Annotated in this window: 19 protein-coding genes; 9 read left to right on the plus strand and 10 right to left on the minus strand. The window is 59.6% G+C overall.

The window, feature by feature from the left end; all coding sequences use genetic code 11:
* Positions 1 to 275 precede the first annotated feature (275 nt).
* Positions 276 to 1088 carry a helix-turn-helix domain-containing protein gene (locus RAD10_RS11155; RefSeq protein ID WP_246788890.1) on the minus strand — a complete coding sequence of 271 codons (813 nt, stop codon included), beginning with the start codon at positions 1086 to 1088 and terminating at the stop codon, positions 276 to 278.
* A 73-nt stretch (positions 1089 to 1161) separates the two neighbouring features.
* On the opposite strand from RAD10_RS11155, the gene RAD10_RS11160 reads away from it, so the two are divergent.
* Entirely contained in the window at positions 1162 to 1698 is a 537-nt protein-coding gene (locus RAD10_RS11160; RefSeq protein WP_461617512.1) for a peroxiredoxin-like family protein, read from the plus strand.
* A gap of 292 nt (positions 1699 to 1990) precedes the next feature.
* On the opposite strand, the gene RAD10_RS11165 is transcribed toward RAD10_RS11160, so the two are convergent.
* A complete protein-coding gene (locus RAD10_RS11165; RefSeq protein ID WP_461617513.1) occupies positions 1991 to 3004 on the minus strand; it encodes a methyltransferase in 1014 nt (337 codons plus the stop codon).
* A 36-nt stretch (positions 3005 to 3040) separates the two neighbouring features.
* Positions 3041 to 4021 (minus strand): Bug family tripartite tricarboxylate transporter substrate binding protein, encoded by a 981-nt coding sequence (locus RAD10_RS11170; protein ID WP_461617514.1) that lies wholly within the window; start codon positions 4019 to 4021, stop codon positions 3041 to 3043.
* A gap of 171 nt (positions 4022 to 4192) precedes the next feature.
* On the opposite strand from RAD10_RS11170, the gene RAD10_RS11175 reads away from it, so the two are divergent.
* The 3 genes from RAD10_RS11175 (at position 4193) to RAD10_RS11185 (ending at position 6698) form a co-directional block, all read left to right on the plus strand.
* The gene (locus RAD10_RS11175) at positions 4193 to 5752 is read left to right on the plus strand and encodes a winged helix-turn-helix domain-containing protein (protein ID WP_461617515.1); all 1560 of its coding nucleotides are present in this window, start codon (positions 4193 to 4195) and stop codon (positions 5750 to 5752) included.
* Between the two features lie 259 nt (positions 5753 to 6011).
* Positions 6012 to 6242, plus strand: a complete 231-nt coding sequence (locus RAD10_RS11180; RefSeq protein ID WP_461617516.1) for a hypothetical protein — start codon at positions 6012 to 6014, stop codon at positions 6240 to 6242.
* A gap of 138 nt (positions 6243 to 6380) precedes the next feature.
* Entirely contained in the window at positions 6381 to 6698 is a 318-nt protein-coding gene (locus tag RAD10_RS11185) for a hypothetical protein (protein ID WP_461617517.1), read from the plus strand.
* 63 nt (positions 6699 to 6761) lie between these two features.
* Here RAD10_RS11185 and RAD10_RS11190 read toward each other — a convergent pair whose 3' ends face one another.
* The gene (locus tag RAD10_RS11190) at positions 6762 to 7406 is read right to left on the minus strand and encodes a glutathione S-transferase family protein (RefSeq protein ID WP_461617518.1); all 645 of its coding nucleotides are present in this window, start codon (positions 7404 to 7406) and stop codon (positions 6762 to 6764) included.
* Positions 7407 to 8425: 1019 nt separating this feature from the next.
* Between RAD10_RS11190 and tnpB the strand changes: the two genes are divergently transcribed.
* Together tnpB and tnpC are read left to right on the plus strand one after the other, a co-directional pair.
* Complete coding sequence (gene tnpB / locus RAD10_RS11195) at positions 8426 to 8674, plus strand: IS66 family insertion sequence element accessory protein TnpB (protein WP_461617519.1); 249 nt, start codon at positions 8426 to 8428, stop codon at positions 8672 to 8674.
* Between the two features lie 70 nt (positions 8675 to 8744).
* A complete protein-coding gene (gene tnpC / locus RAD10_RS11200; protein WP_461617520.1) occupies positions 8745 to 10331 on the plus strand; it encodes an IS66 family transposase in 1587 nt (528 codons plus the stop codon).
* Positions 10332 to 10520: 189 nt separating this feature from the next.
* Here tnpC and RAD10_RS11205 read toward each other — a convergent pair whose 3' ends face one another.
* Positions 10521 to 11465 carry a DUF5996 family protein gene (locus RAD10_RS11205; protein WP_461617521.1) on the minus strand — a complete coding sequence of 315 codons (945 nt, stop codon included), beginning with the start codon at positions 11463 to 11465 and terminating at the stop codon, positions 10521 to 10523.
* A 404-nt stretch (positions 11466 to 11869) separates the two neighbouring features.
* Complete coding sequence (locus RAD10_RS11210) at positions 11870 to 12553, minus strand: ABC transporter substrate-binding protein (protein ID WP_461617522.1); 684 nt, start codon at positions 12551 to 12553, stop codon at positions 11870 to 11872.
* A gap of 904 nt (positions 12554 to 13457) precedes the next feature.
* Here RAD10_RS11210 and RAD10_RS11215 point away from each other — a divergent pair.
* Positions 13458 to 13730: a hypothetical protein gene (locus tag RAD10_RS11215; protein WP_461617523.1), complete on the plus strand. Its 273-nt coding sequence runs from the start codon at positions 13458 to 13460 to the stop codon at positions 13728 to 13730.
* A 153-nt stretch (positions 13731 to 13883) separates the two neighbouring features.
* Here the strand turns inward: RAD10_RS11215 and RAD10_RS11220 are convergent, their stop codons facing one another.
* A complete protein-coding gene (locus RAD10_RS11220) occupies positions 13884 to 14105 on the minus strand; it encodes a hypothetical protein (RefSeq protein WP_461617524.1) in 222 nt (73 codons plus the stop codon).
* A gap of 1292 nt (positions 14106 to 15397) precedes the next feature.
* A complete protein-coding gene (locus RAD10_RS11225) occupies positions 15398 to 15589 on the minus strand; it encodes a hypothetical protein (protein WP_461617525.1) in 192 nt (63 codons plus the stop codon).
* A gap of 459 nt (positions 15590 to 16048) precedes the next feature.
* On the opposite strand from RAD10_RS11225, the gene RAD10_RS11230 reads away from it, so the two are divergent.
* Together RAD10_RS11230 and RAD10_RS11235 are read left to right on the plus strand one after the other, a co-directional pair.
* Positions 16049 to 16180, plus strand: a complete 132-nt coding sequence (locus RAD10_RS11230) for a hypothetical protein (protein WP_461617526.1) — start codon at positions 16049 to 16051, stop codon at positions 16178 to 16180.
* A 40-nt stretch (positions 16181 to 16220) separates the two neighbouring features.
* Entirely contained in the window at positions 16221 to 16745 is a 525-nt protein-coding gene (locus RAD10_RS11235) for a hypothetical protein (protein WP_461617527.1), read from the plus strand.
* 444 nt (positions 16746 to 17189) lie between these two features.
* Here the strand turns inward: RAD10_RS11235 and acnA are convergent, their stop codons facing one another.
* A complete protein-coding gene (gene acnA / locus RAD10_RS11240; protein WP_461617528.1) occupies positions 17190 to 19802 on the minus strand; it encodes an aconitate hydratase AcnA in 2613 nt (870 codons plus the stop codon).
* A gap of 10 nt (positions 19803 to 19812) precedes the next feature.
* Positions 19813 to 21126, minus strand: a complete 1314-nt coding sequence (locus RAD10_RS11245) for an MFS transporter (RefSeq protein WP_461617529.1) — start codon at positions 21124 to 21126, stop codon at positions 19813 to 19815.
* Positions 21127 to 21189: the final 63 nt, after the last annotated feature.

The raw sequence follows: 21189 nt of genomic DNA on the forward strand, positions 1-21189 counted from the left end.
GGCCTCAGCGTGCCGACCTCATTACTCCTTCGCGCTGATGAGGTGATCGAATAGAGATCCTATTTGCTGCGATGCACAAGTCTCTTGTTGGCCCATAGGGGACCTGCCGCGCCGTCCGCCGCTTCGTCAGCTTGTGACCCAAGGCGGACAACTGGGCCTATCTAATCGAAGTCTAGCGGAGGCGCAGATGGACACCGCGCTAAATCCTTTGCAAGCTACTTAGTGTATGCGGCCCATCGAGTAGCCCGATCTTGATGCTCTGCTGGCCGTAGCCCCTAGGTGGCAGCAGCGACATCCTGAGACAAAGAACCTGGTTTACGCAAAGAGACCGGTGAATGGCCGAATGCCAATGCGTATGCGCGCGAGAACGCTGCTGCGCTGCCAAAACCCACGCGTCGGGCGACCGACTTGATGCGCTCGCCGCGCTGAAGCTCACGCTGGCCAAGCGTCAGCCGCCACGCCTTAAGATAGGCAGCCGGTGTAGTGCCAGTCACTTTGGGAAACAGCGTCATAAAGCGGCTCCGCGAGAGCCCACTGATACTGGCAAGTTCCTCGGTGTGCCACGGGCGAGAGGGTTGATCGTGCATGGCGACCAGAGCCTTATGGATCGCTGGATGGGATAGGCCGGCAAGAAGTCCCGGTTGCGTTGAGCCGATATCGATTGCCCTCCGAAGGACAAGCAAGATGATCACCTCGCACAGGCGGTTGAGAGCGACTTGCCTGCCGCATCGCATGTCCGAGGCCTCGGTCACAAAAGCTGCAGTAAGAGCTTGCAAAGTAGGAGCCTCGCTGAGGGGGATCACGATCCGCTCGGGTATCGCATTCATGAGCGGGTTTGTGACACCCCCGAATCTGATCGCGGCCGCAGCCAGGATCCCGCCGCCGTGATCGAGCATCGCATCACGGTGGGGGCAGAAGGTGACCCTCGTTGCGGAGCCGCCCTCTCCCAAAATGACAAGGTTTGCGACCGCGTCTCGCTCGTCTTTCGCCGCGACCGTCACTGACAGTTCAAAGGCATCAAAGAAGGCGGAAAGCCGGTCGCGCTTGCCGACAACAGGACTCTCAATCATGTTTTTGGAATTATTCATGCTCGCGAGTGTGACATGAGGTGGATGCAGGAGCAACTCTTCTGTGTTGCCCAAGTTCGTGAAAGGAATCTTGATGCTTACACCCCGTCAGAAAGCACCGGCCCTTGTCGTAAGAACGCTCGACCATGGTCGCTTCGATCTAGCAACGGAAAGCCCCGAGCGCATGACGCTCATCTGCTTCTATCGCGGCTTGCATTGCCCGATCTGTGCCAACTACCTGAAGGAATTGGACCGCCTGACCCCGGAATTTGCCGTGCGCGGCGTTACGACCGTCGCCATCAGTTCAGATGGGGAGGAGCGAGCGCGCCAGATGGCGGACAAGATCCAAGCCAAAAATTTGCGTGTGGGACATAGTCTGGGATTGAGCGATGCCCGCAATTGGGGTCTCTATATCTCGACCTCTCGCGGAAGGACCTCGATCGGAATCGAAGAACCTTCCTTGTTCTCCGAACCCGGCGTGTTTCTGATCAGACCGGATCAAACGGTTTACTATCTCTCCGTCCAGTCCATGCCGTTCGTTCGTCTCAACTTCGCTGAAATGGTCCAGGCGTTGGATTTCGTCATCAAGAACGACTATCCAGCCAGAGGCGAGTATACGGGCGCGATATGAGACGTTGGGCGCGTCTTCATCCGCACAGGTTTGAACGCTAGCGGCACCGCGACCCGGTGCGAAAGATTGCAGGCTCGCTGCCGGTAATCGTTGAGCGCCTTCCGTGGATTTCCGCTAGTGGCCCGAATGCGAAGTCTAGGCAGCGTCCCGGGTGGTCGGCCCATGGGTAGACCGGAAGCAGCCGGCCGACACTCCGAAGGGCGCTCTTGACCCAAAGCGGAATCCAGAATTGGCGGGACGTGGGCTCGCCTATGCCCCAACGGTCCTGGGTCGGAGCAATGGGACGCTTTCCCTAGTGCTCGCCGTTTCTGAACTGGATTAGACTGAACATGCCAACATCTGCCGTCCCGACTAACCTGAAGCCGGCCGATGAGGCCAGCTTGCAATACTCGGCTTCCATGCGCTCGCGGCCGCCAGGTCCCCGCAGCATGTTGAGGTCGCTCATGGCGCAAGAAAGGTTCTCCGCACCAGCTGTGGCATCCGGCATGATCCGTTCGATTACGATCAAGGTTCCGCCGACAGGCAATGCATCCCTACAATTGCGCAGAATGACCTCGCAACGATCGTCTTTCCAATTGTGGAGGATGCTCTTCATCAGGATCGTGTCGGCGCCTCTCGGAATTGCTTCGAAGAAATTGCCGGCCACGAATCGGCCACGATCGGCGATACCGAGCCGTTCGAAATGCGCACAAGCCTCTGCTTCGCAGCGCGCCAGGTCGAGCACAACACCCTCAAGATGCGGGGTGTGCTGAAGCACCCCGCCGATCAATTCGCCGGTGCCGCCGCCGACATCCATCACTATGCGCGCGGCCGAGAAATCGTGAGCCGCGATGATCTTTGGAACAATTGACCGCGTGAGGCTCACCATGGCGGCGTTGAACCGACGAGTCCACTCCGGTGGATTGCCAGCTGCAGCATAGCGATCGTCGCCATCGCCCCGCAGCTGCGCAGCGGTTTTGCCGGTACGGACTGAAGCGAGCAAACCGCTCCAGGACTGCATGAGCATTTCACCCTCGAAGATAACCCAGTCCTTGAAAGAGGGATCGCCGTCCCGGTCGAGTTGCCGCCCGAGATCGGTCATGGCAAATCGGTCCTGCTCGGGTTGCCTGCAGAGGCCAAGTGTCGTCAGGGTAATGAGCAGTCTCCGCAACGCACTCTCCTCGGCGGACACGAGGCTCGCGAGCTCGGCCACCGACTTCGTCCCACCGCCGATAGCCTCGGCAAGATTGAGCATTGCCGCCGTATATATAACCGCGGTGATGCGGTGCGACTGTACGAGCTCATACACAGACGTTAATTGGCACATGCGCTCCCTCCGCTAAACACCAAGCTCAAGCCAATTTCAGTCGGTTGGGACAAAGCCGGTCGTCCGCACGATGTGCTTCCATCGCGCCGACTCAGATGTGATCAACCGCGCGAAGTCGTCCATGGCAATCGAATCGGGCTCGACGGCGAGCTTTGCCATGCCGGACTTCACTTCCTCAGTGAGCAGAGCTGCCTGAATCGTCATATTAAGCTTCTGGACGATTGATGCAGGTGTCTTCGCCGGAACGAAGAACGCATACCACGTCAGATCCTCGAGCGACGGATATCCGACCTCCTGCATCGTGGGCACCGCGGAAACAAACGGGCAGCGGCGCGGCCCGGTCGTTACCAGCGCACGTAGATCTCCGGACCTAATGAGTCCAAGCGAGCTGCCGACCGGCATGATGGCCGACGCGATCTCGCCCTTGACAAGATCCTGGATGGCGCCATTTCCCTGGTAAGGCACGTGAAGAAAATCAAATCCCGCGATACGCCCGAGCATCGCACCGATGAAATGCAGTGTCGTTCCGGCGCCTGCCGTCCCGTAGGTGGCGACGTTCGGGTTGGCCCGACACCAGGCGACGAACTCTGCGAGCGTCGTTACGTTCCCAGGCACTTTCGGGCCGACCGTCAGCAGCGTCGGGGTCGAGGCCACGGTCGACACAGGCGTGAAATCCTGCGGCTGGTACCCCAGCCTCTGATAAACGTGTGGAAAGAGCGTCATGAAGCCGAGTGGAGCGAACAGCATCGTCGATCCGTCGGGGTCGACGGCTTTCACTGCCTCCGCGGCAATGCGACCGGCTGCGCCAGGGCGGTTCTCCACGACGATCGTTTTAGCATAATCGTTCATTTGGCCGGCAACGAGCCGCGCGAGCGCGTCCTGCAGGCCCGGCGTGAAGCCCGTCAAAATGTGCACGGCCTTTGCGAACGGCTGCGCGTGCACCCGCGGCACGAGGCTCGCGGTTGAGACCGCGACAGCGCTCGTCCACGCCGTCAGTACGTCACGACGCGTCATCATCACTCGTCTCCCTGATCCATGCACCGTTTCGGCAATGCGCCGGCGCGGGCTCTGGGATGTATCAGGTCAGGAATGGACGAACTTGGTCGTCGGCTTACTTTTTCCTTACCAGCAGCTTATCCTTGCGTCCGAAGGTATCATGCCAATAAATCACAGTTGCGAGGAAGTGGTTTGCGCTATTTCTTTGAAGGCTGTTCTTTTGATACCGACCAGCGCGAGTTGCGCCGCGGGCTGGACGTGATCGCGGTTGCGCCGCAGGTATTCGACCTGCTCGAATATTTAATCTGCAATCGGCAACGCGTCGTCAGCAAAGATGATCTGATTAACGCAATCTGGCAAGGTCGCGCCGTCTCGGACGTGGCGTTGACCACGCGCCTGAACGCCGTACGAAAGGCAATAGGCGATTCCGGAGACGAGCAGCGCCTTATAAAGACTTTCCGGCATAAGGGCGTCCGCTTCATTGCCACTGTGCGCGAGGCGCCCGATCGGAAGGCGCCAACTATCACGAGCGACCTACTGAGACCTGCCCATGACAAGCCTTCGCTCGTTGTTTTGCCGTTTGTCAATCTCAGTCCCAATCCTAGGCAGGACTACTTCGTTGACGGCGTCACGGAGAGTCTGACAGCCGACCTTTCGCGGGTAGCCGGTATCTTCGTGATCGGCCGCAATACGGCCTTCGCTTTCAAGGGAAAGCATGTCGACCTGAAGCAGATCGGACGCGATCTCGGCGTTCGCTACGTCCTCGAGGGAGCGGTGCAGCTAGGTAGAAGCCGGATGCGCATCAGCTGCCAGCTTAGTGATACCGACACTGGCAACCACGTCTGGGCCGAACGTTTCGACAAACCAATCGCGGACCTTTTCGATATGCAGGACGAGATCGGTGCCCGTCTTGCCAATGAGTTGGGAACTGAACTCGTCAGCGCAGAGGCGCGGCGCGCCGCGCGGGCGCCGGACGTGGCTTCTATGGACCTGTATTTCCAGGGCATGGCGAACGTAAATCGCGGATCTGCCCCTGAGAACCTGGCGCAGGCACGACACTTCTTCGAACAAGCTCTCGACCGCGATCCAACCAATCTTGATGCTATGGTGGGGATGGCGTTCGTCGATACCACGCGGGCTACGTCGATGCTGATCGACCGGATGGCGCCGCTGCGCGTAGTCGAAATTTCCTTGGCGAGGATACTTGCTCAAGTGCCCAACCACGCGATGGCCCATTGCCTCATGGGCGTCGTGCAGATCTTCACCAAACGAGCCGCTCAGGGCATTGCCGAATGTGAACGGTCTTTGGCGCTCGATCGGAATTTGGCCGCGGCTCATGCTTGGATCGGACTCGGCAAATGCAATCTGGGTCATGCCGAAGAGACTGAGGCCTGCGTCATGGAATCCTTCCGGCTCTCCCCGCGCGACAACAGGGCCTTTTCCTGGATGAATACAGCGGGGGTGGCGCAGTCGTATCTTGGAGCCGATGAGGCGGCTGTTCATTGGTTTAAGCGCTCCATCCAGACCAACCGGAATATTGCGCCGTTTGTCCATTTCTATCTCGCCGCCGCATTGGCCCACCTCGGGCGGGTCGATGAAGCACGGGCTCATCTGCAGGCGGGGCTTACTATTATTCCAGCCTTCAGCATCGACCAGTTCCACGCCAGTTCGCCATCGGATCATCCGACGTGTCTCGCGCAGCGAATTCGCATTGCTGACGGTCTACGTAAGGCTGGCCTCTGCGAGAACTAGTTGGTGACCAGACAGTCTGGACGTCTGCAATTGACCCAAAGCTGACCTGGCGACTGTCAGTGGCTTGCCTTGGATTTGCGAATGGCTCAGTTTGAGTAAGTTACTGAAAGAATAATTATTTCCCGCTGCGTATCAAAAGATACAGAAACCAACCCCGGGGCTGGTCATTATCCCTTCATCACGGACCGGACCTTGGCTTTTATCCGTGATGAGAACGCCCCTTGCGCTCCCGCCTTCCTCGAACGGAAAGGAGCGCGTTATGACGATCATTCGTCGGCGTCGTTTCAAACAAACTAGATCACTCAAAGAGCGGCTTCTCGAAGAAGCTCAGAAGCTCTTGGAAGAGGCCAGGTTGCTGCCGCACGGACCGGTGCGCGACGCGGCATTACGAAGAGCGAGGCAAGCAGAGACAGCCGCCCACATGGACGATTGGCTTAACTCGCCCGGCCTACAACCGCCGAAAAAGGACGATGTGCCGGGGCCGAAGTAAGGCCGCCTCAGGCCGTATTTGACCCCTAGTGCCTAGTTCGCCTCTCATACTGTCTAAGTTCAGGTCTGCAGGTCATATGACCCGGGCCAGATCATCAACTTTGCGATAGAGGTATTTTCGACTATCGGTCTTGTGCTGATGTCGTTCGAAATGACCTTCCTCGCAAATTTTGGCGTGCGCTCGCCTGCATCGTATTCGCGAAGTTTTTTTATGATCGTCGGGTGGGGCCTTGTTGAGCAATCCCCCCTAGATGGACACGTATTGGAAGCACTCCTTGTATTCGTCTACGTGATCCTGCTGATCACGACCCCGGTTCTGGGGTTCGTTGCAACCGTCCTATGGGGGCCAGGCATCGAATGGCTTGGGCACGATGTTGAGGCCGCTTACACCTTTAAGCTGGTCGCCATCGGGCTGGTCGTGTTCTTCTTAATCGCGATCACTTTCGGCCTCATCTGAGACCTGACACGATAGCGGAAGCCGGAGGCCGAACTGACGAGCCGCACTCCGAGTTGAGCCCCTTCAATTCGAGCGCGCCGGTGGACCTTCCGGAGGACATGTGCGCTGGAAGCTATCCCGCTTCGCATGTTGCTCATAATACTTGCACAGGTACGTGGCGCCCGCGAGTGCGTCCTTGCCTTCTGGTGCCAGTGACAACCGGTGCAAAATCGGCATCAGGTTAATATCTGCGAAAGTAAACCGGTTGCCGGCAAGAAATCCGGTCTCTTTGACGGCGGCGTCCAGCACAACGACCTGCCGGTGGAGGTCCGGCAGAACTGATTCGATCGCAATGCGATCTGGTTCACAATGGTTGAGCCGCGCAAGGATGTACGCATAGAGATAGGTACGGATGAAGGTGCGGTCCACAACTGTATTGACGAATGACACCCACTGTTCCGTCAAGGCTGCCGGGAGAGGCTCCGTCGGAAAGATCGCCGGGCCGGCAAATACCCTGTCCAGATACGTCGCGATCGCCTTGGATTCAAATAAGTGCACATCACCATGGCGCAGAACAGGCATTTTACCAAGCGGGTGAATGGCGAATAGCTCTGGAGCGGCGAGATTAGTTTCCGTTAGCGTGTAATCGATGCCTTTTTCTGCGCACACCATACGCACGGCGCGAGTGTAAGTAGACGCACTTGACCCGATCAGTTCCGGTTTCAGCACGTTCTGCCTCAAATAATAAGTGGCGATCGTATGAAGCTAACGCAGCCTCTAGCCCAGTGCAATTGAGGTCGGCGCCAGAGATTGGTGCGCTGGCAGGTCGCATTGTGGCCCAACTGCGAAGTTGCGCCGGATCTGCCGGATGCTCACCGCTCCTCAATGGACATCGCGCGATAGCACAGAGCGCTGGGCTCCGTTGCTTTTGGCACTCTCACGGGATTGACTGCCAAGCCAGTAAGGAACAGGCTGTTTTTCGTATCAGCCGCCACCTGCCTTGAATGTTAACGCGAGAAGAACATCTCAAACGGAGCAAGGAAGCCGCGATCGCGCTTCTGAGCGCCGGCCGTATGCGCGAGGCGGTTTCTTCGATGATGACAGATATCGTAAAGAGCCCAAGCAGCGCATTGCCTCATGAAATCCATGCATTCGGCATCTGTGCTGCCGCGGCTGGCGACAAAAGGGCGGTGCGAGAATACGTCGAAGGCTTTATCTGACGTCTCTCAGCTCTATGTCCGCAAATGGCCCTTAGCAGACTTTTCAGCGCCGCTCGCGAGCCGTCAGCTTGTGACCCGAAGCAGACACCGTCTCCTCACGGCAGGTAAGCTGTTGCGCGCGCTGGATGAGCCCAGGTCGACTTCACTGTGGTCTGAGATTGCGCCACCAACTCAGCCCGAAAGCGAATATCCAGTTGAAGTATAGGAGAGCAGTGATTGCTCCCGCTATAGGGCCCTGCACCCGCCAATAAGCTAAGAAATGGCTCGTGCCTTCCAGTCGAGTTGCAAATGCAGTGGCGGCGAGCACCAGGCCAGCGGCGATGACAAGGCAGTTGGAGATAAAAAGGGATGACTCGGCGCGGAGTGTATTGAACCAGGCTGCGAATGAGATGGCGGCCAACGGTAGACAACTAAACGCGCCCGAGAGCCGTGGCCGGCCCCAGACAGAAAGATGAAGCCGAAGAGCTGCAAAGCAGAGAATAACGAAGCCACGACTTCCCGAGCCTTGCGCGTCTGGTCCAGGAGAGCTTGAAGCGTGATCCGCACGCTGGTGATCTTTACGTTTTTAGGGGCCGCCGCGGCGACCTGATCAAGATCATTTGGCATGATGGCCAGGGCGCATGTCTGTTCACGAAGCGGTTGGAGCGCGGCCGCTTTTTGTGGCCATTGCTGGCGGACGGCGTTGTGACGATCAGCGTCGCGCAACTATCCTATCTCCTGTCCGGAATTGACTGGCGAATGCCGCAGGCAACCTGGCGTCCGCAGGCTTCCGGTTAAGCTGTGGCTTATTGACTCACGAGGGAGATCGGTCGCGAATTTTAGCGGCGAATATGATTGATTTGCCCTCGTGACAACGCTTTCCGATCCGCTTCCCGCCGACCTTGACGCTGCGCACGCAATCATCCTTGCGCAGCGCGAACAACTGGCGCTGGCGAAGAGCGAAGTGACCGTCGGTCGACTGGAAATCGAGCGGCTGAAGCTGATGCTGGCCAAGGCACGGCGCGAACAGTTCGGGCAATCCTCCGAACGCGGCAAGCTGCTGGTCGAACAGCTCGAGCTTGCCATCGAGGATCTCGAAGAGACGCAGGCCGAACAGGAAACCAAGGCCGAACTCGCCGCGCCAGGGGCCGCCAAGGAGAAGCGCGCGCAAGATCCACGGCCGCCGCGACGTCCGTTGGCGGACAATCTGCCGGTCGAGCGCGTCGTCGAACCCGCGCCTTGCGCATGTGGTAAGTGCGGCAGCGAGCGGCTGCACAAGCTCGGCGAGGTGGTCTCGAAGACCCTGGAATGCGAGCCGCGGCGCTGGAAGATTATCGAGCATGTCCGCGAAAAGTTCTCCTGCCGGGATTGCGTGGCGGTCACAGAGGCGCCGGCACCCTCCCATCCGATCCCACGAGGCTTTGCCGGGCCGAACCTGCTGGCGATGGTGCTGGTCAACAAGTTCCTGCTGCATCAGCCATTGAACCGGCAGAGCAAGACGTATGCCCGCGAAGGGATCGAGATCGATGTCTCGACCCTGGCGGATCGGATTGGCGCCTGCGTGGTGGCGCTCGATCCCATTATTGAGGCGATCCGGATCCAAATCATGAGCGCGGAACGCATCCACGCCGACGATACGACGGTGCCGGTGCTGGCCAAGCTTAAGACGGTTACCGGCCGGATCTGGACCTATGTTCGCGATGACCGGCCGTTTGGCGGCACGGATCCGCCGGCGGCCCTGTTCTACTACTCACGCAACCGGGCTGGAGAACATCCGCAAAGCCATCTTGCCGGCTATGCGGGCCTCATGCAGGCCGATGCCTTCGATGGATATAACCAGCTCTACAAGGCCCAAAGGAAGCCAGCTCCGATCCTTGAAGCGGCCTGTTGGAGCCACGGCCGCAGAAAGTTCTTCGACCTGGCGAAATCTGGAGAGGCGCCGATTGCCAGCGAGGCCGTGCGACGCATCGATATCCTGTTCGAGATCGAGCGCACCATCAACGGCAAAACGCCGGAACAGCGGCTTGCGGCACGTCGTGATAAGTCGAGGCCGATCGTCGCCGATCTCGAAATCTGGATGCGCCAGCAGCGAATCTTGCTCTCATCAGGCAACGATACTGCAAAGGCGATCAACTACCTGCTCAACCGCTGGGCGGCGTTCACCCGCTTCCTGGACGATGGCCGCATCTGCCTCTCGAACAACGCTGCCGAACGAGCGTTACGCGGTGTGGCTGTCGGAAGACGAAATTGGACCTTCGCCGGTTCAGATGCTGGCGGCAATCGTGCCGCCGCTGTCTATACCCTGATCGAAACCTGCAAGATGAACGACGTCGATCCGCAAGCCTGGCTCGCTGACGTGTTGGCCAGGCTTCCAGATCACCCCGTCAATAGAGTCGCCGACCTGCTCCCGTGGAATTGGACGGCGACCCAACAGTCCAAAGCGGCTGCTGCCTGAGCGCCGCGGCAGATCGGCGCGCCTGCCCGGGGTGCTGGCCGGATGCGTACTTGACAGCGAACACCAAGGCAGATCCGAGGCGGGCGGCGCCTACCGTCGATGGGACGAGCGGCCCCCGCCGGCACAGCATAGTGGCTCGACGTCGCGCTTAAGGTGCTCTGCCTGAACAAGGGGAAGGCTGGTCGAACTTTATCTCTTCCTGTCCAGAGGGCGGGGCCGAAGGGGGTGACCAATTGGACATTCGAGCGCGGCACGATCCCAGCCTCCGAGATCCGCTGCCGCACGATAGGTGCTTTCCAGAAACGACATGAGCGTCGCCTCCGGATCGCTCGACTTCCTCACAACTTCGTAGGCCAGGAGATATTCTCCGAGCTTCTGATCGAAATATGCGCCCGTCGGCAAAATCTGTTCGTCGGCAAAGCCGTTCGGAGTGGGATAGGCATAGGAGTAGAAAGCCGCAAAGTCTGTGCCGCCTCCGCCCGGCCAGAAACCGGCGGATGAGACTTCATCACTGTAGGCCTCGCGCGTCACTTCATCCGGTAAACCCGGTACGCCCCCCGGGTGAAGCGGAGCAGGACGTCCGGAGAAGCGCGTCACCGCGAGATCGAAGCTGCCCCAAAAGAGATGGACTGGACTGACCTTTCCGGTGAAGCCCGTCCGAAACCGATGAAAAACACCGTCGATTGCAACCAGGGCCCTGAAGAACCGCGTCGCGGCGTCTGCATCATAGGGGCGGATCTGATGGTCGTCCTGGAAAGGGATCGGATCAGGGACTTCATTGGGCCGCCCGTCGAATTCCGGTGTGCCGCCGAGACGTCCCACCAGCTCACAAAACTTGGTGTGAAAGTCGGCAACGGACATCGGCCCGAGCGCCATTTCAATCCTGCGCCCATTAGAGGCCTCTGCGATGACCATATGGCGGGAGAGATCGAAGGTGATCTCGATACCTGAGGCGTCTGGAACCAGTGAAGTCGTGAGCCCGCGAGCATTCACGTAGAAAGTCGCGTGCCATGAATGGTTGATCCACGGCGTCCTTGCGAGCCGATACTTGCCGACAACTTGGCAAAACAAATGAAGCGCGGAACAGGTTTCGCGCCATGTCTCGAAGGAGATTTCCGGCCAGATCGCGCTCATGGCGTTTCCTCCGTTGTGTTTGGTCGCTGGACGAGTCGCTGGTATCGTTATTTCACATATGAGCCTTGACGGTGGCGCGTCGCCAAGTTCGTTGAGTTCCGGCCATTCTCCCATGGCTGTCTTTGACCGGACCGTCGGGCGAAATGGCCGGTTTCAGTCAAAATCGGCGATTTGCTTCCTTGCACGCCACGTCCGGTCTGCACTTAAGAGCCGACGCTTAGACGAGCGTCGCGTTAGTCAGCCTCGGGCCATAAGCGGAAATTGAGAACTCACTCGACCGTCCTGTCAGCACGAGTGAGTAGCATCGGCGGCATTTCGACACCTAGCATCTTGGCTGTCTTGAGATTGATTACCAGCTCGAACTTTGTCGGCTGCTCAACAGGCACCTCGGCTACCTTTGCGCCTCACAATAGTCTTGCGACCTGACGCGCGCATTGGTCGAAAACCGTGCTAAGGCGGGGACCATATCCCATCAGTCCGCCTTCTTCCGCCTGCTCGGGCCACTGCAGAATTGCGGGCAGGCGGCGGAGGGCCAGCCGATCGCGGATCAGGTACTGAAATTTCGATGCCAGGATCGGCGAGGCCAGCAGGTTGACAGCCCCGACCTCTTCGACCTTCAAAGCGTCAATCACACGGATGATATCCTCCTCGGATCGTGCGGCAAACGGAACGATCTCGACGCCGAGCCTCTTAGCAGCGCTTTCGAGAGTACTCATGTTTGGTATCGGCAGGCGGTCGGCGAGAACGGCTATTCGACGGATTGCTGGCAGCGCTTCATGCAGCAACTCCAATCGCTTGGCGTCGAGCTGGAACGCAAAGATGGCAACACCAGTGGTGTTGCCTTCGGGATGCGGCATCGAGGCGACTAGCTTGCTGCCAAGCACGTCGTCCGCGATCACCACGATCGGAATACGCTGCGTTGCTTTCTGTGCTGCACGACCTGCTTCGGCCCCGACCGCCATCAGCACATCTGGACTTGCCTCGACCAGCTCAACGGCCATACTGGCATAAGACACGGTAGCCACGCTTTCGCCACGGCTGTCGATCCCCGTTTCTGCCTCTGACAAAGCCGGCTCTGTCCAGCTCATCAAAGAAGCTGAGCGGTATCGGCCCCAATGCCGCAACGCGATACCGCCGGCCAGCCCGCTGTGCGCGGGCTTTGAGCGGCAACGCCGCAGCGCCAGCAATCAGCGTGACGAACTCGCGCCGCTTCATGTGGATCCCGGGAGCATCTGACCGGTCTCAGTCTAGCACATAGGAGGCGAAGAGTGGCGTCGGCTTCGGGTCAGACCCCGATATCGACAAGGAAGGGTAACGGACTCCAGGTATCGGGGCGTTGAAATATCGACTGTGGGCCAATTCCGGAAGTCGAGCTACCACACAGAGCGAACGACGTCCTGGCCGGCATACGAAGCTGTGTCGGGCGCGCTTGAGAATACTCTCCTCATACTCGGTCAGCTTGCATCGAATGTCGCTATCACTCACTGGTAAAATTGTTCGCGCTGTGGTTGGATTTTAATTGGCGTTCGGCGCCCTTGAGTTGTTTGACGAAGTTTTGCTGAAACAATGCGCTGCTATAGTCTGTACCAGCGTGACTCGCCCTATCGTTTTTCGCGCAGACAATCAGGTCAACCAATCGGCTCTTGAAGTTTGGAACTGGTGCAGTCTGTGAGTGGGCTCACATCGAAGAGCCATCTGACGGGCCTACAACCACCGCGAAAATCGAGGTGGAAAAATCTGACATCACACTCAAACGATGGGGGTGACGATGCCCGCCATATTCGACCTGCTCTATCGTGAATATTGCCGCGCTTGCGTCGCGGAGATGCGAAAGCAGCTTCTGATCGCAGCTGAGCGCCCTGAAGCTCCAGCCCGTGTCTGCAGTCCGCCCTCCGACCCTCATCTTACGTCGTCTTGGAGATCACGGCTCGAAATCGGGCACGCGCGCTCCTTGCTTTCGTAACAACTACGTCGCCCTACAGGAGGTGTATCATGAAGACCGCACTTCTCATTGCAGCTATGTTAGCTGTTGGTGTCGTATCCGCTGATGCTGGTCGAAATCAGCGTCATGGTTCATCATTCCACAAAATGCACCGTGTTGGATCAAGCATGGCGGCTGTTGGTGTTCCAGCAGGCGGTGGTCTTGGCGAACAGCCTGCTTCGGCACTTTATAGGCGGAATCTGCGCGACTCGGGCTACGATGCTAAGAAGAACTTTGATAAAGGTGGTCATATGTGCGTCACCTGTGATTTTTACGGCAATTGACCAAGCTGGTGCTGTGGCGACTGAGAATGGGATAACAACAGGAGCAACCGGGCAAGACGACTCGGGCCGGGTGTGCAAATAGAAGCCTCGCATTGTTTGAATACGAGCTTCGCCAAAAATTCTCGCGTGGGACTTTCTGCGGGCAGCTGCATATCAGGTCTCTTTGTAAGCGTGTTCAGCCTCGACGCCGCGGAGCGGGGCGGCAAGGCAGGGATATTCGACGCCATTGCGAACGTAGCGGTTGACGTGCTCGACATAGCGGGCCGATCCGTCGGCCTTGCCCTGCCAGCTGAAAAGCAGCACGGCACTGTTGTAATGGCGCAGTACGTGACCAGCGCCATTACTGAAATACTTGCTCATGACGTGGCGCTTCATGGCCACGCCTCCAGCTTCGCCAGCTCCGGCTCGTCGACTTCCGGAAGGCATCCGGAACGGAGACGTTCCTATTGTGAAGCGAGAAGATCTTCGCGGGGCGCGAGCGGCTTCACGTAAGTTCCACTTTCGTGAAGCACAAGATATTCTTCGCGCTGATGGCTTCCGTGATCATAACCTAGGGCGGTTCCTGTCAGCGCCACATCGACGGTCTCGTGGTCGCAAATTCCGTCTGCCGAGATAGCAGAGCCTCTGCACGTTGGGTGCTTACGAGAGCACACTCATCGCACCTAAACAGCCGGGACCCGCCGTGCTCTCCCAAAAACTTCATTGGCTCCAGGCAGAGTTCGCACGGGCAAAACGGCGTAGCCACAGCAGCTTTGAAATTAACTTTCATCCTAGTCTCCGACCATTTTCTCTTCGTACGGCCGAACCAGTGCAGCAGAGCTCGGTCCGCGAGCGGATCTGCGATGTTCGCAATGTCGCTTGCGCAATCTCGATAGAGCTTGAGATCGCCTTCGCTCAGTATTGAATCGATCTCACAGTGGACGACTGCAGCCTAGAACCGGTGGGGACAAGTGCCTGTACCCGCCTAGACACGCCGCGGGCTATTCGTCTGTTTTCCCCAGAGAGGCTGGATTTTCCACACGGACCGCTCGGCCAATCCGGTACTGCGCGCACCCGGCAAACCTTAATGCGGAAAAATACGTGAAGCGTGACCTGGTGCGCGCGCGCAACGGCGGTGTGGCAATAACCTGCGTCGGGTTACTTGTGCCCCTGGGTTTTCTCGGCGAGTTCGACCTTCTCTCTCAATCTCTCAACGTCCGCCATTGCTTTGAGCAATCTCACCAAATCGGAGACCATGTGTGCCAGAGTGGGCTTGCGCGGCTTTAAGACTCGAGATTTCTGTTTCATCGCGAAACGTCTCCCTGCCAGGACCGACGGAGTTTCGTTGGATCCGCAAGGACCATGCCAGGGGAGTGCAACCGGGATTTCAGGCAGAGGGCGCTGAACGGGCGAGGGCTATCGGGTGGGCGAACCCTTCCATCCATAGGACTGGCGCGGGATCTGGCCAGTGATGTCGACGTCCTTTTTGTCGCAGGCCGCCACTCCGAAGCAGACGGTCAGAATGACGGCTGTTGTTAGCGGCAGCATCGAAAGAAACTGGCTCACATCTACACCCCTGAATGCGACACACTGGCGAGCGATCACGTTCGGAAAATCAGATGCGTTGACCTAACGGCCGACTATCCCCAATCGGCGATGAAGCGCAAGTAGGCCCTTGGGTGTACTTGTTATCCGTTCAAAGCTCTACGACCCGCTGCGGTAATTTGGTATTCGGTTTCGCCCGATGTTTGTGAGATTGAGTCAACCAGGCCGAGCTCCACCAAGCGCGCGACGAGTTCGTGATCGAACAGTGGAGTGCTGATCCACGGTTCGGAAGAAAGCTGATTCAGGAACGCGCGCTCGATCTCGGTTAGATCCATGGTCGCCTCTCTAGAGACAACTCGAACTGCCTTGGCGTTTTCCGCTTCGGTGTGAGCAAATGTATCAGGATGGACCGAAAGCGCTTATCAGCCCGATTGTGATGGGAGCCAGCCCCACGACAGTCCATAGGGCAGGCGAGCTTGAGTCCAGGCCAGCAACAAGGATCCAAAGACCGAAGCCCACAACGAGTGCCGAAATGGCGTAGCCGACTGCCTTTTCCATAGTTCGATCCACGAGCAACTAAGGATCGATGGTCCTAGAACACGACAGAGATCGAAACGTTCCTACGCGGCAAGTCCGCCGCCCTCCCTGAGTGCCCCTGTAAAAGAGGCGCGACCTGCAAACGCGTTCGATACGGGGGCTGCCGCTGGCCGTCGGAACAATCTCCCATCTTTTAGTGGTTGCCCGTCTCAAAGACGTGGGGAAACATGTCGGCTCGATCGGGCAGGATGGGTGGCATGGGTCTTTCAATTCGCTTTTATCTCCTCGCTGAAGACGGTCTTCAAAGCATCTCGCAGCGTGTGATGATGGGCTTGATCAGAGGCAAGGATGCCATGCCGCAGTACGCTGGCACGAAGCAGAAGGTCTGACGTCATCCTTGAGGGCAAGAAACCGCTCCGGATCGAAAGAGTGCAGGGGAGTTTCCTGACGTTCGACGACAAGGGTAAGATGCACAAGGACCTCGTGGCATCTGGCATTGCGGCGCTCGAAACCGGCATGGCGCTCGAGGAAGCCTTAAAGCAACCGCAGACCAAGATCGTGGACCTCACGCCAAAGCTCAATCGCGAGAAGTGGGAGAGAGAGAACCGATGGACACTTTCCAAGGATGACCTGGAGGCCATTGCGGACGATTTTTGGAGACGCAAGGAAGCGAATCGGCTGCGCATTGAGCGCGCCCCGGCGATCGCTCCTACGCCTCCTAAGGTCACCTACGAGGCCAAGGAGGCGCACCAAGAGATCAGGACGAGCCTGATTAGCATCGCCAACAAGCTTCAATGGCTAAGCGAGCCTGCTCTGAAAGGCGCCGCGTTCGAGGCGCGCGAGAACGCCAAGATCGAAGCAGATGGGCCGCTGTGGCTCGGGATTGCCGCGGCGGCTGATCGCTACCGCGAGATCCAGGTTCGCCGACGCACGGTCACGCCGAAGAATGAATAAGGTATCGCAGCTCCGATGAGTGTGGGGAAAGGCGGTAGCGCTCTCCCGCTACCACATTCCCGACAAATCCCTGAAATTCCTCGAACTTGCCTGATCGCTGCTGTTGCGCACGAGGGATATGGCCCGCGAACCTCTCAGCAACGGCCACTAGGGCCAATCAGGCTTCTAACGCCTACTCTAAACGAGATGGTCACCGGGGCGATCGCGTTCGCACCGGCCGTCTCGTGGTGGGAAGTGGCTCCGTTGTGGGCTTTGGGAGCCGGCCACGCTGAGGCTGCTGAGCCTCGCCTTGTCGGCGGAAGTGTGGATTCTCGTAACGAAATCGGCTTCCTCCGTCGGTTCGCCGATGGTGTCCATCAGCGCGCTCACATCGTGCTTGTCACGCAAGAAGCTAACCCAGGGCGCTTCTAAGGGACTGCTGCGATGTGAGAGGAGTGTTGTCCCTTACGTCGAGAGAGCGACTTGAGAAGCCAGAGATCGGCGTAAGATCATTGGCAGCAGGCCGCCCGTCTGGAGGATGTCGCATTCGAGGCTGGTTTCGATCGCCGCGGTGGCTATGAAGCGATCAATCTCGCTACCGTCTCGCAGAATGCGCACCGTCACGGTGCCGCGCGGGCGGATTGCGTCGACGAGAGCATCGACCTCGATCTGGTCGGTTGGACGGAGGCCAAGCGCGTGCGGTCGGCGATCGGTCGGTAGACGAAGAGGCAATACGCCCATGCCGATCAAGTTGGAGCGGTGGATGCGTTCGAAGCTGAGCGCCAGCACTGCTCGTACACCGAGCAGGGCCACTCCCTTGGCCGCCCAATCGCGGGACGAGCCCATGCCGTAACGCTCGCCGGCGAGCATGACCACAGAGCGGCCTTCTTCCGCGTAGTGGGCCGCGGCCCGCCACAGCGAGAGACGCTCCCCGGTGTTGGCGTGGACCGTGGTGCCTGAGCGGAGCTCGGGTGCAAGGAAATTGCGCACGCTCTTGTTGGTGAACAGGCCCCGCAGCATCACCTCCCAATTGCCGCGGCGCGAGGCAAAGACGTTGAGATCATGTGGTGCTTCGCCATGCGCGACGAGATACTCTCCGGCATCGCCGCTCGCCGGAATCGCTCCGGCCGGCGAGATGTGATCAGTCGTGATGTCGTCGCCGAGCACGAGCAGCGGCGTTGCCACATAGCGGCCAAGGCGCGCGCCCTTGCCCTGGCCGGCAAATGGCGGCCGACGGATGTAGGTCGAGGCTTGGTCCCAGGGAAACAGCGCATCAATGGGTGCGTCGAGTGCGGCCCAATCGGGGCTGGCTTCAGCGGCCTCATAGGCGGTTGCGTAGTCGGTCGTATCGCGGGCTTGCGCCAGTGCGGCGTCGATTTCGGCACCGCACGGCCAGAGATCGGAAAGCTGGATATCGCGGCCATCTGTGCTGCGCCCGATCGGATCATGCAGGATGTCACGTCGCGCATCGCCGGCAAGCGCGAAGGCGACGACAAGCGGTGGCGATGCAAGAAAGCTGTTCTCGACCTGAGCGTGGACGCGGCCAGGAAAATTGCGGTTGCCGGAAAGCACCGCGACCGGCGCGATCTTCCTTGAAGCCACTGCCTCGGCCATGACGGGTACGAGCGGTCCGGAATTGCCGATGCAGGTGGTGCAGCCATAGCCGACGATGCCGAAACCTAGCGCATCCAGGTCGTCCAGCAAGCCAGCGCGCCGCAAATAAGTTTCGGCGGTGGGCGAGCCCGGCGCGAGAGAGGTTTTCACCCAGGCCGGCGGCTTCAAGCCGAATTGCCGCGCCTTGCGGGCCACGAGGCCGGCTGCGATCAGAAGGCGCGGGTCGGACGTGTTGGTGCAACTCGTGATCGCCGCGATTGCGACCGAGCCATCGCCGGGAATCTCGGCGGGAGATGCGGCAGCGGCCAGCCCAAGCACGTCCGCGGTGCGGCTTGCAGCGATGCGATCCTGCGGGCGGCGCGGGCCGGCGAGGCTGACCTCGACCTCGTCGAGATCGATCGTGAGCGTATCCGTGTAGCGCGGGTTCGCGTCCGGATCGAACCAGAGCTGCTGCCGGCGGGCATAGGCCTCGACAAGGGCGACCTGCTCGGCGCAGCGGCCAGTCTGCGCAAGATAGTCCAGCGTGTGCTGGTCGATCGGAAAATAGCCGGAATTGGCGCCGAACTCCGGGGTCATGTTGGCGACCACCGCGCGGTCGCCGGCGGACAATGTGGAGACGCCGGGGCCGTAGAATTCGACGAAACGGTCGGCCAGATCAATGCGGCGCAAGCGCTCGGTGACGGTGAGCGCGAGGTCGGTGGCGAGCACGCCCTCGCGCAGAGAGCCGGTGAGGCGGACACCGATCACATCGGGTACGCGCAGCATAACAGGCATTCCGAACATCACACTCTCGGCTTCGAGCCCGCCGACGCCCCAGGCGAGCACGCCGATGCCGTTGATCATCGGCGTGTGGCTGTCAGTCCCGATCAGCGTGTCCGGCGCCGCCCAGAGCGCACCATCACGATCGAAGCTGGTGACGGTGCAGGCCAGGCGCTCGAGGTTCAGCGTGTGCATGATGCCGGTCCCCGGGGGATGCACGCGGACGCCAGTGAGCGCCGACGTCGCCCATTTCATGAAGCGATAGCGCTCGGCGTTGCGCTTTAGCTCCTGCTGCATGTTCTGCTGGAGCGCATCCTTGCGCGCGAACACGTCGACACCGATCGAGTGATCGGTCGAGACGTCGACCGGCAGCACCGGATTGAGCCGGGTCGGGTCGCCGCCGACCTCGGCCAGCGAGGCGCGCAGGCCTGCAATGTCGACCAGGGCAGGGCCGCAGGTGGTATCGTGCATCAGGATGCGTGAGGGCTGAAAGGCGATCTCGCGGTCGCTTGTTCCACCCGCGAGCCAGCCGCGGATCGCGGCGACGGCCGCCTCGCGTTCCCCACCCTCCGTATTGCGCAGCACGTTTTCGAGCAGGATGCGCAGGATCACCGGCAAGCGCATGAGATCACGCCCCATCTCGCGCGCGACGTCGGCAATGAGATAAGTCTTGTTCGCTACGGCAAGGTGGGCGTGGTCGCTCATGTCTACGTCCTCAGGCGTGCTGCTCAGCGGGCTTGGCGTGCGCCCCTGCGGCACTTTCCATCCGGGCAAACCAGGTCATCAGGAAGGAGACGAACAGCAGGCCGCTGAGGGACAACAAGCCGGCATAGGTGCTGCCGGTCCAGTCCTTGATCGTTCCGATCGCATATGGCCCCGCAAAGCCGCCGAGATTGCCGATCGAGTTGATGGCGGCGATTGAGACAGCCGCGGTCGAGCGACTGAGGAATAATCCTGGAAGCGACCAGAAGGGTGACTTGAAGGCATAGATGCCGGCCAGCGCCAGCGAGATCAGCGCCATCGCGATCGCCGGCTGCACGACGAGGCCCGTGCAGGCGAGCGCGATCGCGCCGAGCAGCAGGGGCAGCGCTGAATGCTTCTGCCGCTCACCGGTCCGATCGGAATTGCGCGACCACAGCACCATTACGACCGTTGCAAACGCATAAGGCAGCATGGCGACGAGGCCGACCTCGAAATTGGTCAGCGAGCCCGACATGCCCTTGATGATCTGCGGCATCCATAGCCCGATGCCGAGATTGCCAACCTGATAGATGAAATAGATTACCGACAGAAACAGCACCTTCGGGTTCGTGACCGCAGCGATAACGCCGAGATGCTCGACGTTGGGGCGGGCGGCGTGGTCCTTGCGAAGCTCCCCGCAGAGCCAGTCGCGCTCCTCGGTCGTAAGCCAGCGCGCTTCTTCGGGCCGGTCGGTCATGATGAAATAGTTCGCGACGCCGGCGATCACGGCAGGTCCACCCTCGAGCAGCAGCATCCAGCGCCAGCCGCTCAAGCCGAAGCCGGAGACGTGGTCCATGATCCATGTGCTGAGCGGCGCGCCGAGGAGATACGATACCGGGATGGCCGCAGTGAACAACGCCACCGTGGTGGCCTGCTCCTTGGCGCGGAACCAGTAGGTCAGGTAGATGATGATACCCGGGAAGAATCCGGCTTCCGCGACACCGAGCAAAAAGCGCAGCATATAGAGCTGCATCGCACTTTGCACGAAGGCCGTCGCGGTCGCGACGATGCCCCAGGTGATCAGGATCCGCGAAATCCAGATCCGTGCGCCGTATTTGTTCAGCGCGACATTGCTCGGCACCTCGAACAGGAAATAGCCGATGAAGAAGATGCCGGCGGCGAAGCCGAAGGCCTCGCTGGTCAGTGCCAGCTCCTTATTCATCTGGAGCGCCGCGTAGCCGATATTGGCGCGGTCGAGGTAGGAGATCACGTAGAGCGCGAAGCAGTAAGGCACGATGCGCCAGAACACCTTGCGCGTTGCGGACTGTTCGACGGATGTCGTGGACATGGCGGCGCTTCCCCGGGGGTTGTGGTTGGCGCGCTTATCCGTTCCTCCGGCAGCCGCCTTAGG

The sequence above is a fragment of the Bradyrhizobium sp. 23AC genome, assembly GCF_054863025.1.

Bases quoted from the DNA above. Each gene is read 5' to 3' on its own strand.
- RAD10_RS11215 (WP_461617523.1), top strand. From the start codon at position 13,458: ATGAAGACCGCACTTCTCATTGCAGCTATGTTAGCTGTTGGTGTCGTA.
- RAD10_RS11155 (WP_246788890.1), bottom strand. From the start codon at position 1,088: ATGAATAATTCCAAAAACATGATTGAGAGTCCTGTTGTCGGCAAGCGC.
- RAD10_RS11180 (WP_461617516.1), top strand. From the start codon at position 6,012: ATGACGATCATTCGTCGGCGTCGTTTCAAACAAACTAGATCACTCAAA.
- RAD10_RS11230 (WP_461617526.1), top strand. From the start codon at position 16,049: ATGGGTCTTTCAATTCGCTTTTATCTCCTCGCTGAAGACGGTCTTCAA.
- RAD10_RS11165 (WP_461617513.1), bottom strand. From the start codon at position 3,004: ATGTGCCAATTAACGTCTGTGTATGAGCTCGTACAGTCGCACCGCATC.
- RAD10_RS11225 (WP_461617525.1), bottom strand. From the start codon at position 15,589: ATGGATCTAACCGAGATCGAGCGCGCGTTCCTGAATCAGCTTTCTTCC.
- RAD10_RS11185 (WP_461617517.1), top strand. From the start codon at position 6,381: ATGTCGTTCGAAATGACCTTCCTCGCAAATTTTGGCGTGCGCTCGCCT.
- RAD10_RS11245 (WP_461617529.1), bottom strand. From the start codon at position 21,126: ATGTCCACGACATCCGTCGAACAGTCCGCAACGCGCAAGGTGTTCTGG.
- RAD10_RS11210 (WP_461617522.1), bottom strand. From the start codon at position 12,553: ATGAGCTGGACAGAGCCGGCTTTGTCAGAGGCAGAAACGGGGATCGAC.
- acnA (WP_461617528.1), bottom strand. From the start codon at position 19,802: ATGAGCGACCACGCCCACCTTGCCGTAGCGAACAAGACTTATCTCATT.
- RAD10_RS11220 (WP_461617524.1), bottom strand. From the start codon at position 14,105: ATGAAGCGCCACGTCATGAGCAAGTATTTCAGTAATGGCGCTGGTCAC.
- RAD10_RS11170 (WP_461617514.1), bottom strand. From the start codon at position 4,021: ATGATGACGCGTCGTGACGTACTGACGGCGTGGACGAGCGCTGTCGCG.
- RAD10_RS11160 (WP_461617512.1), top strand. From the start codon at position 1,162: ATGCTTACACCCCGTCAGAAAGCACCGGCCCTTGTCGTAAGAACGCTC.
- RAD10_RS11205 (WP_461617521.1), bottom strand. From the start codon at position 11,465: ATGAGCGCGATCTGGCCGGAAATCTCCTTCGAGACATGGCGCGAAACC.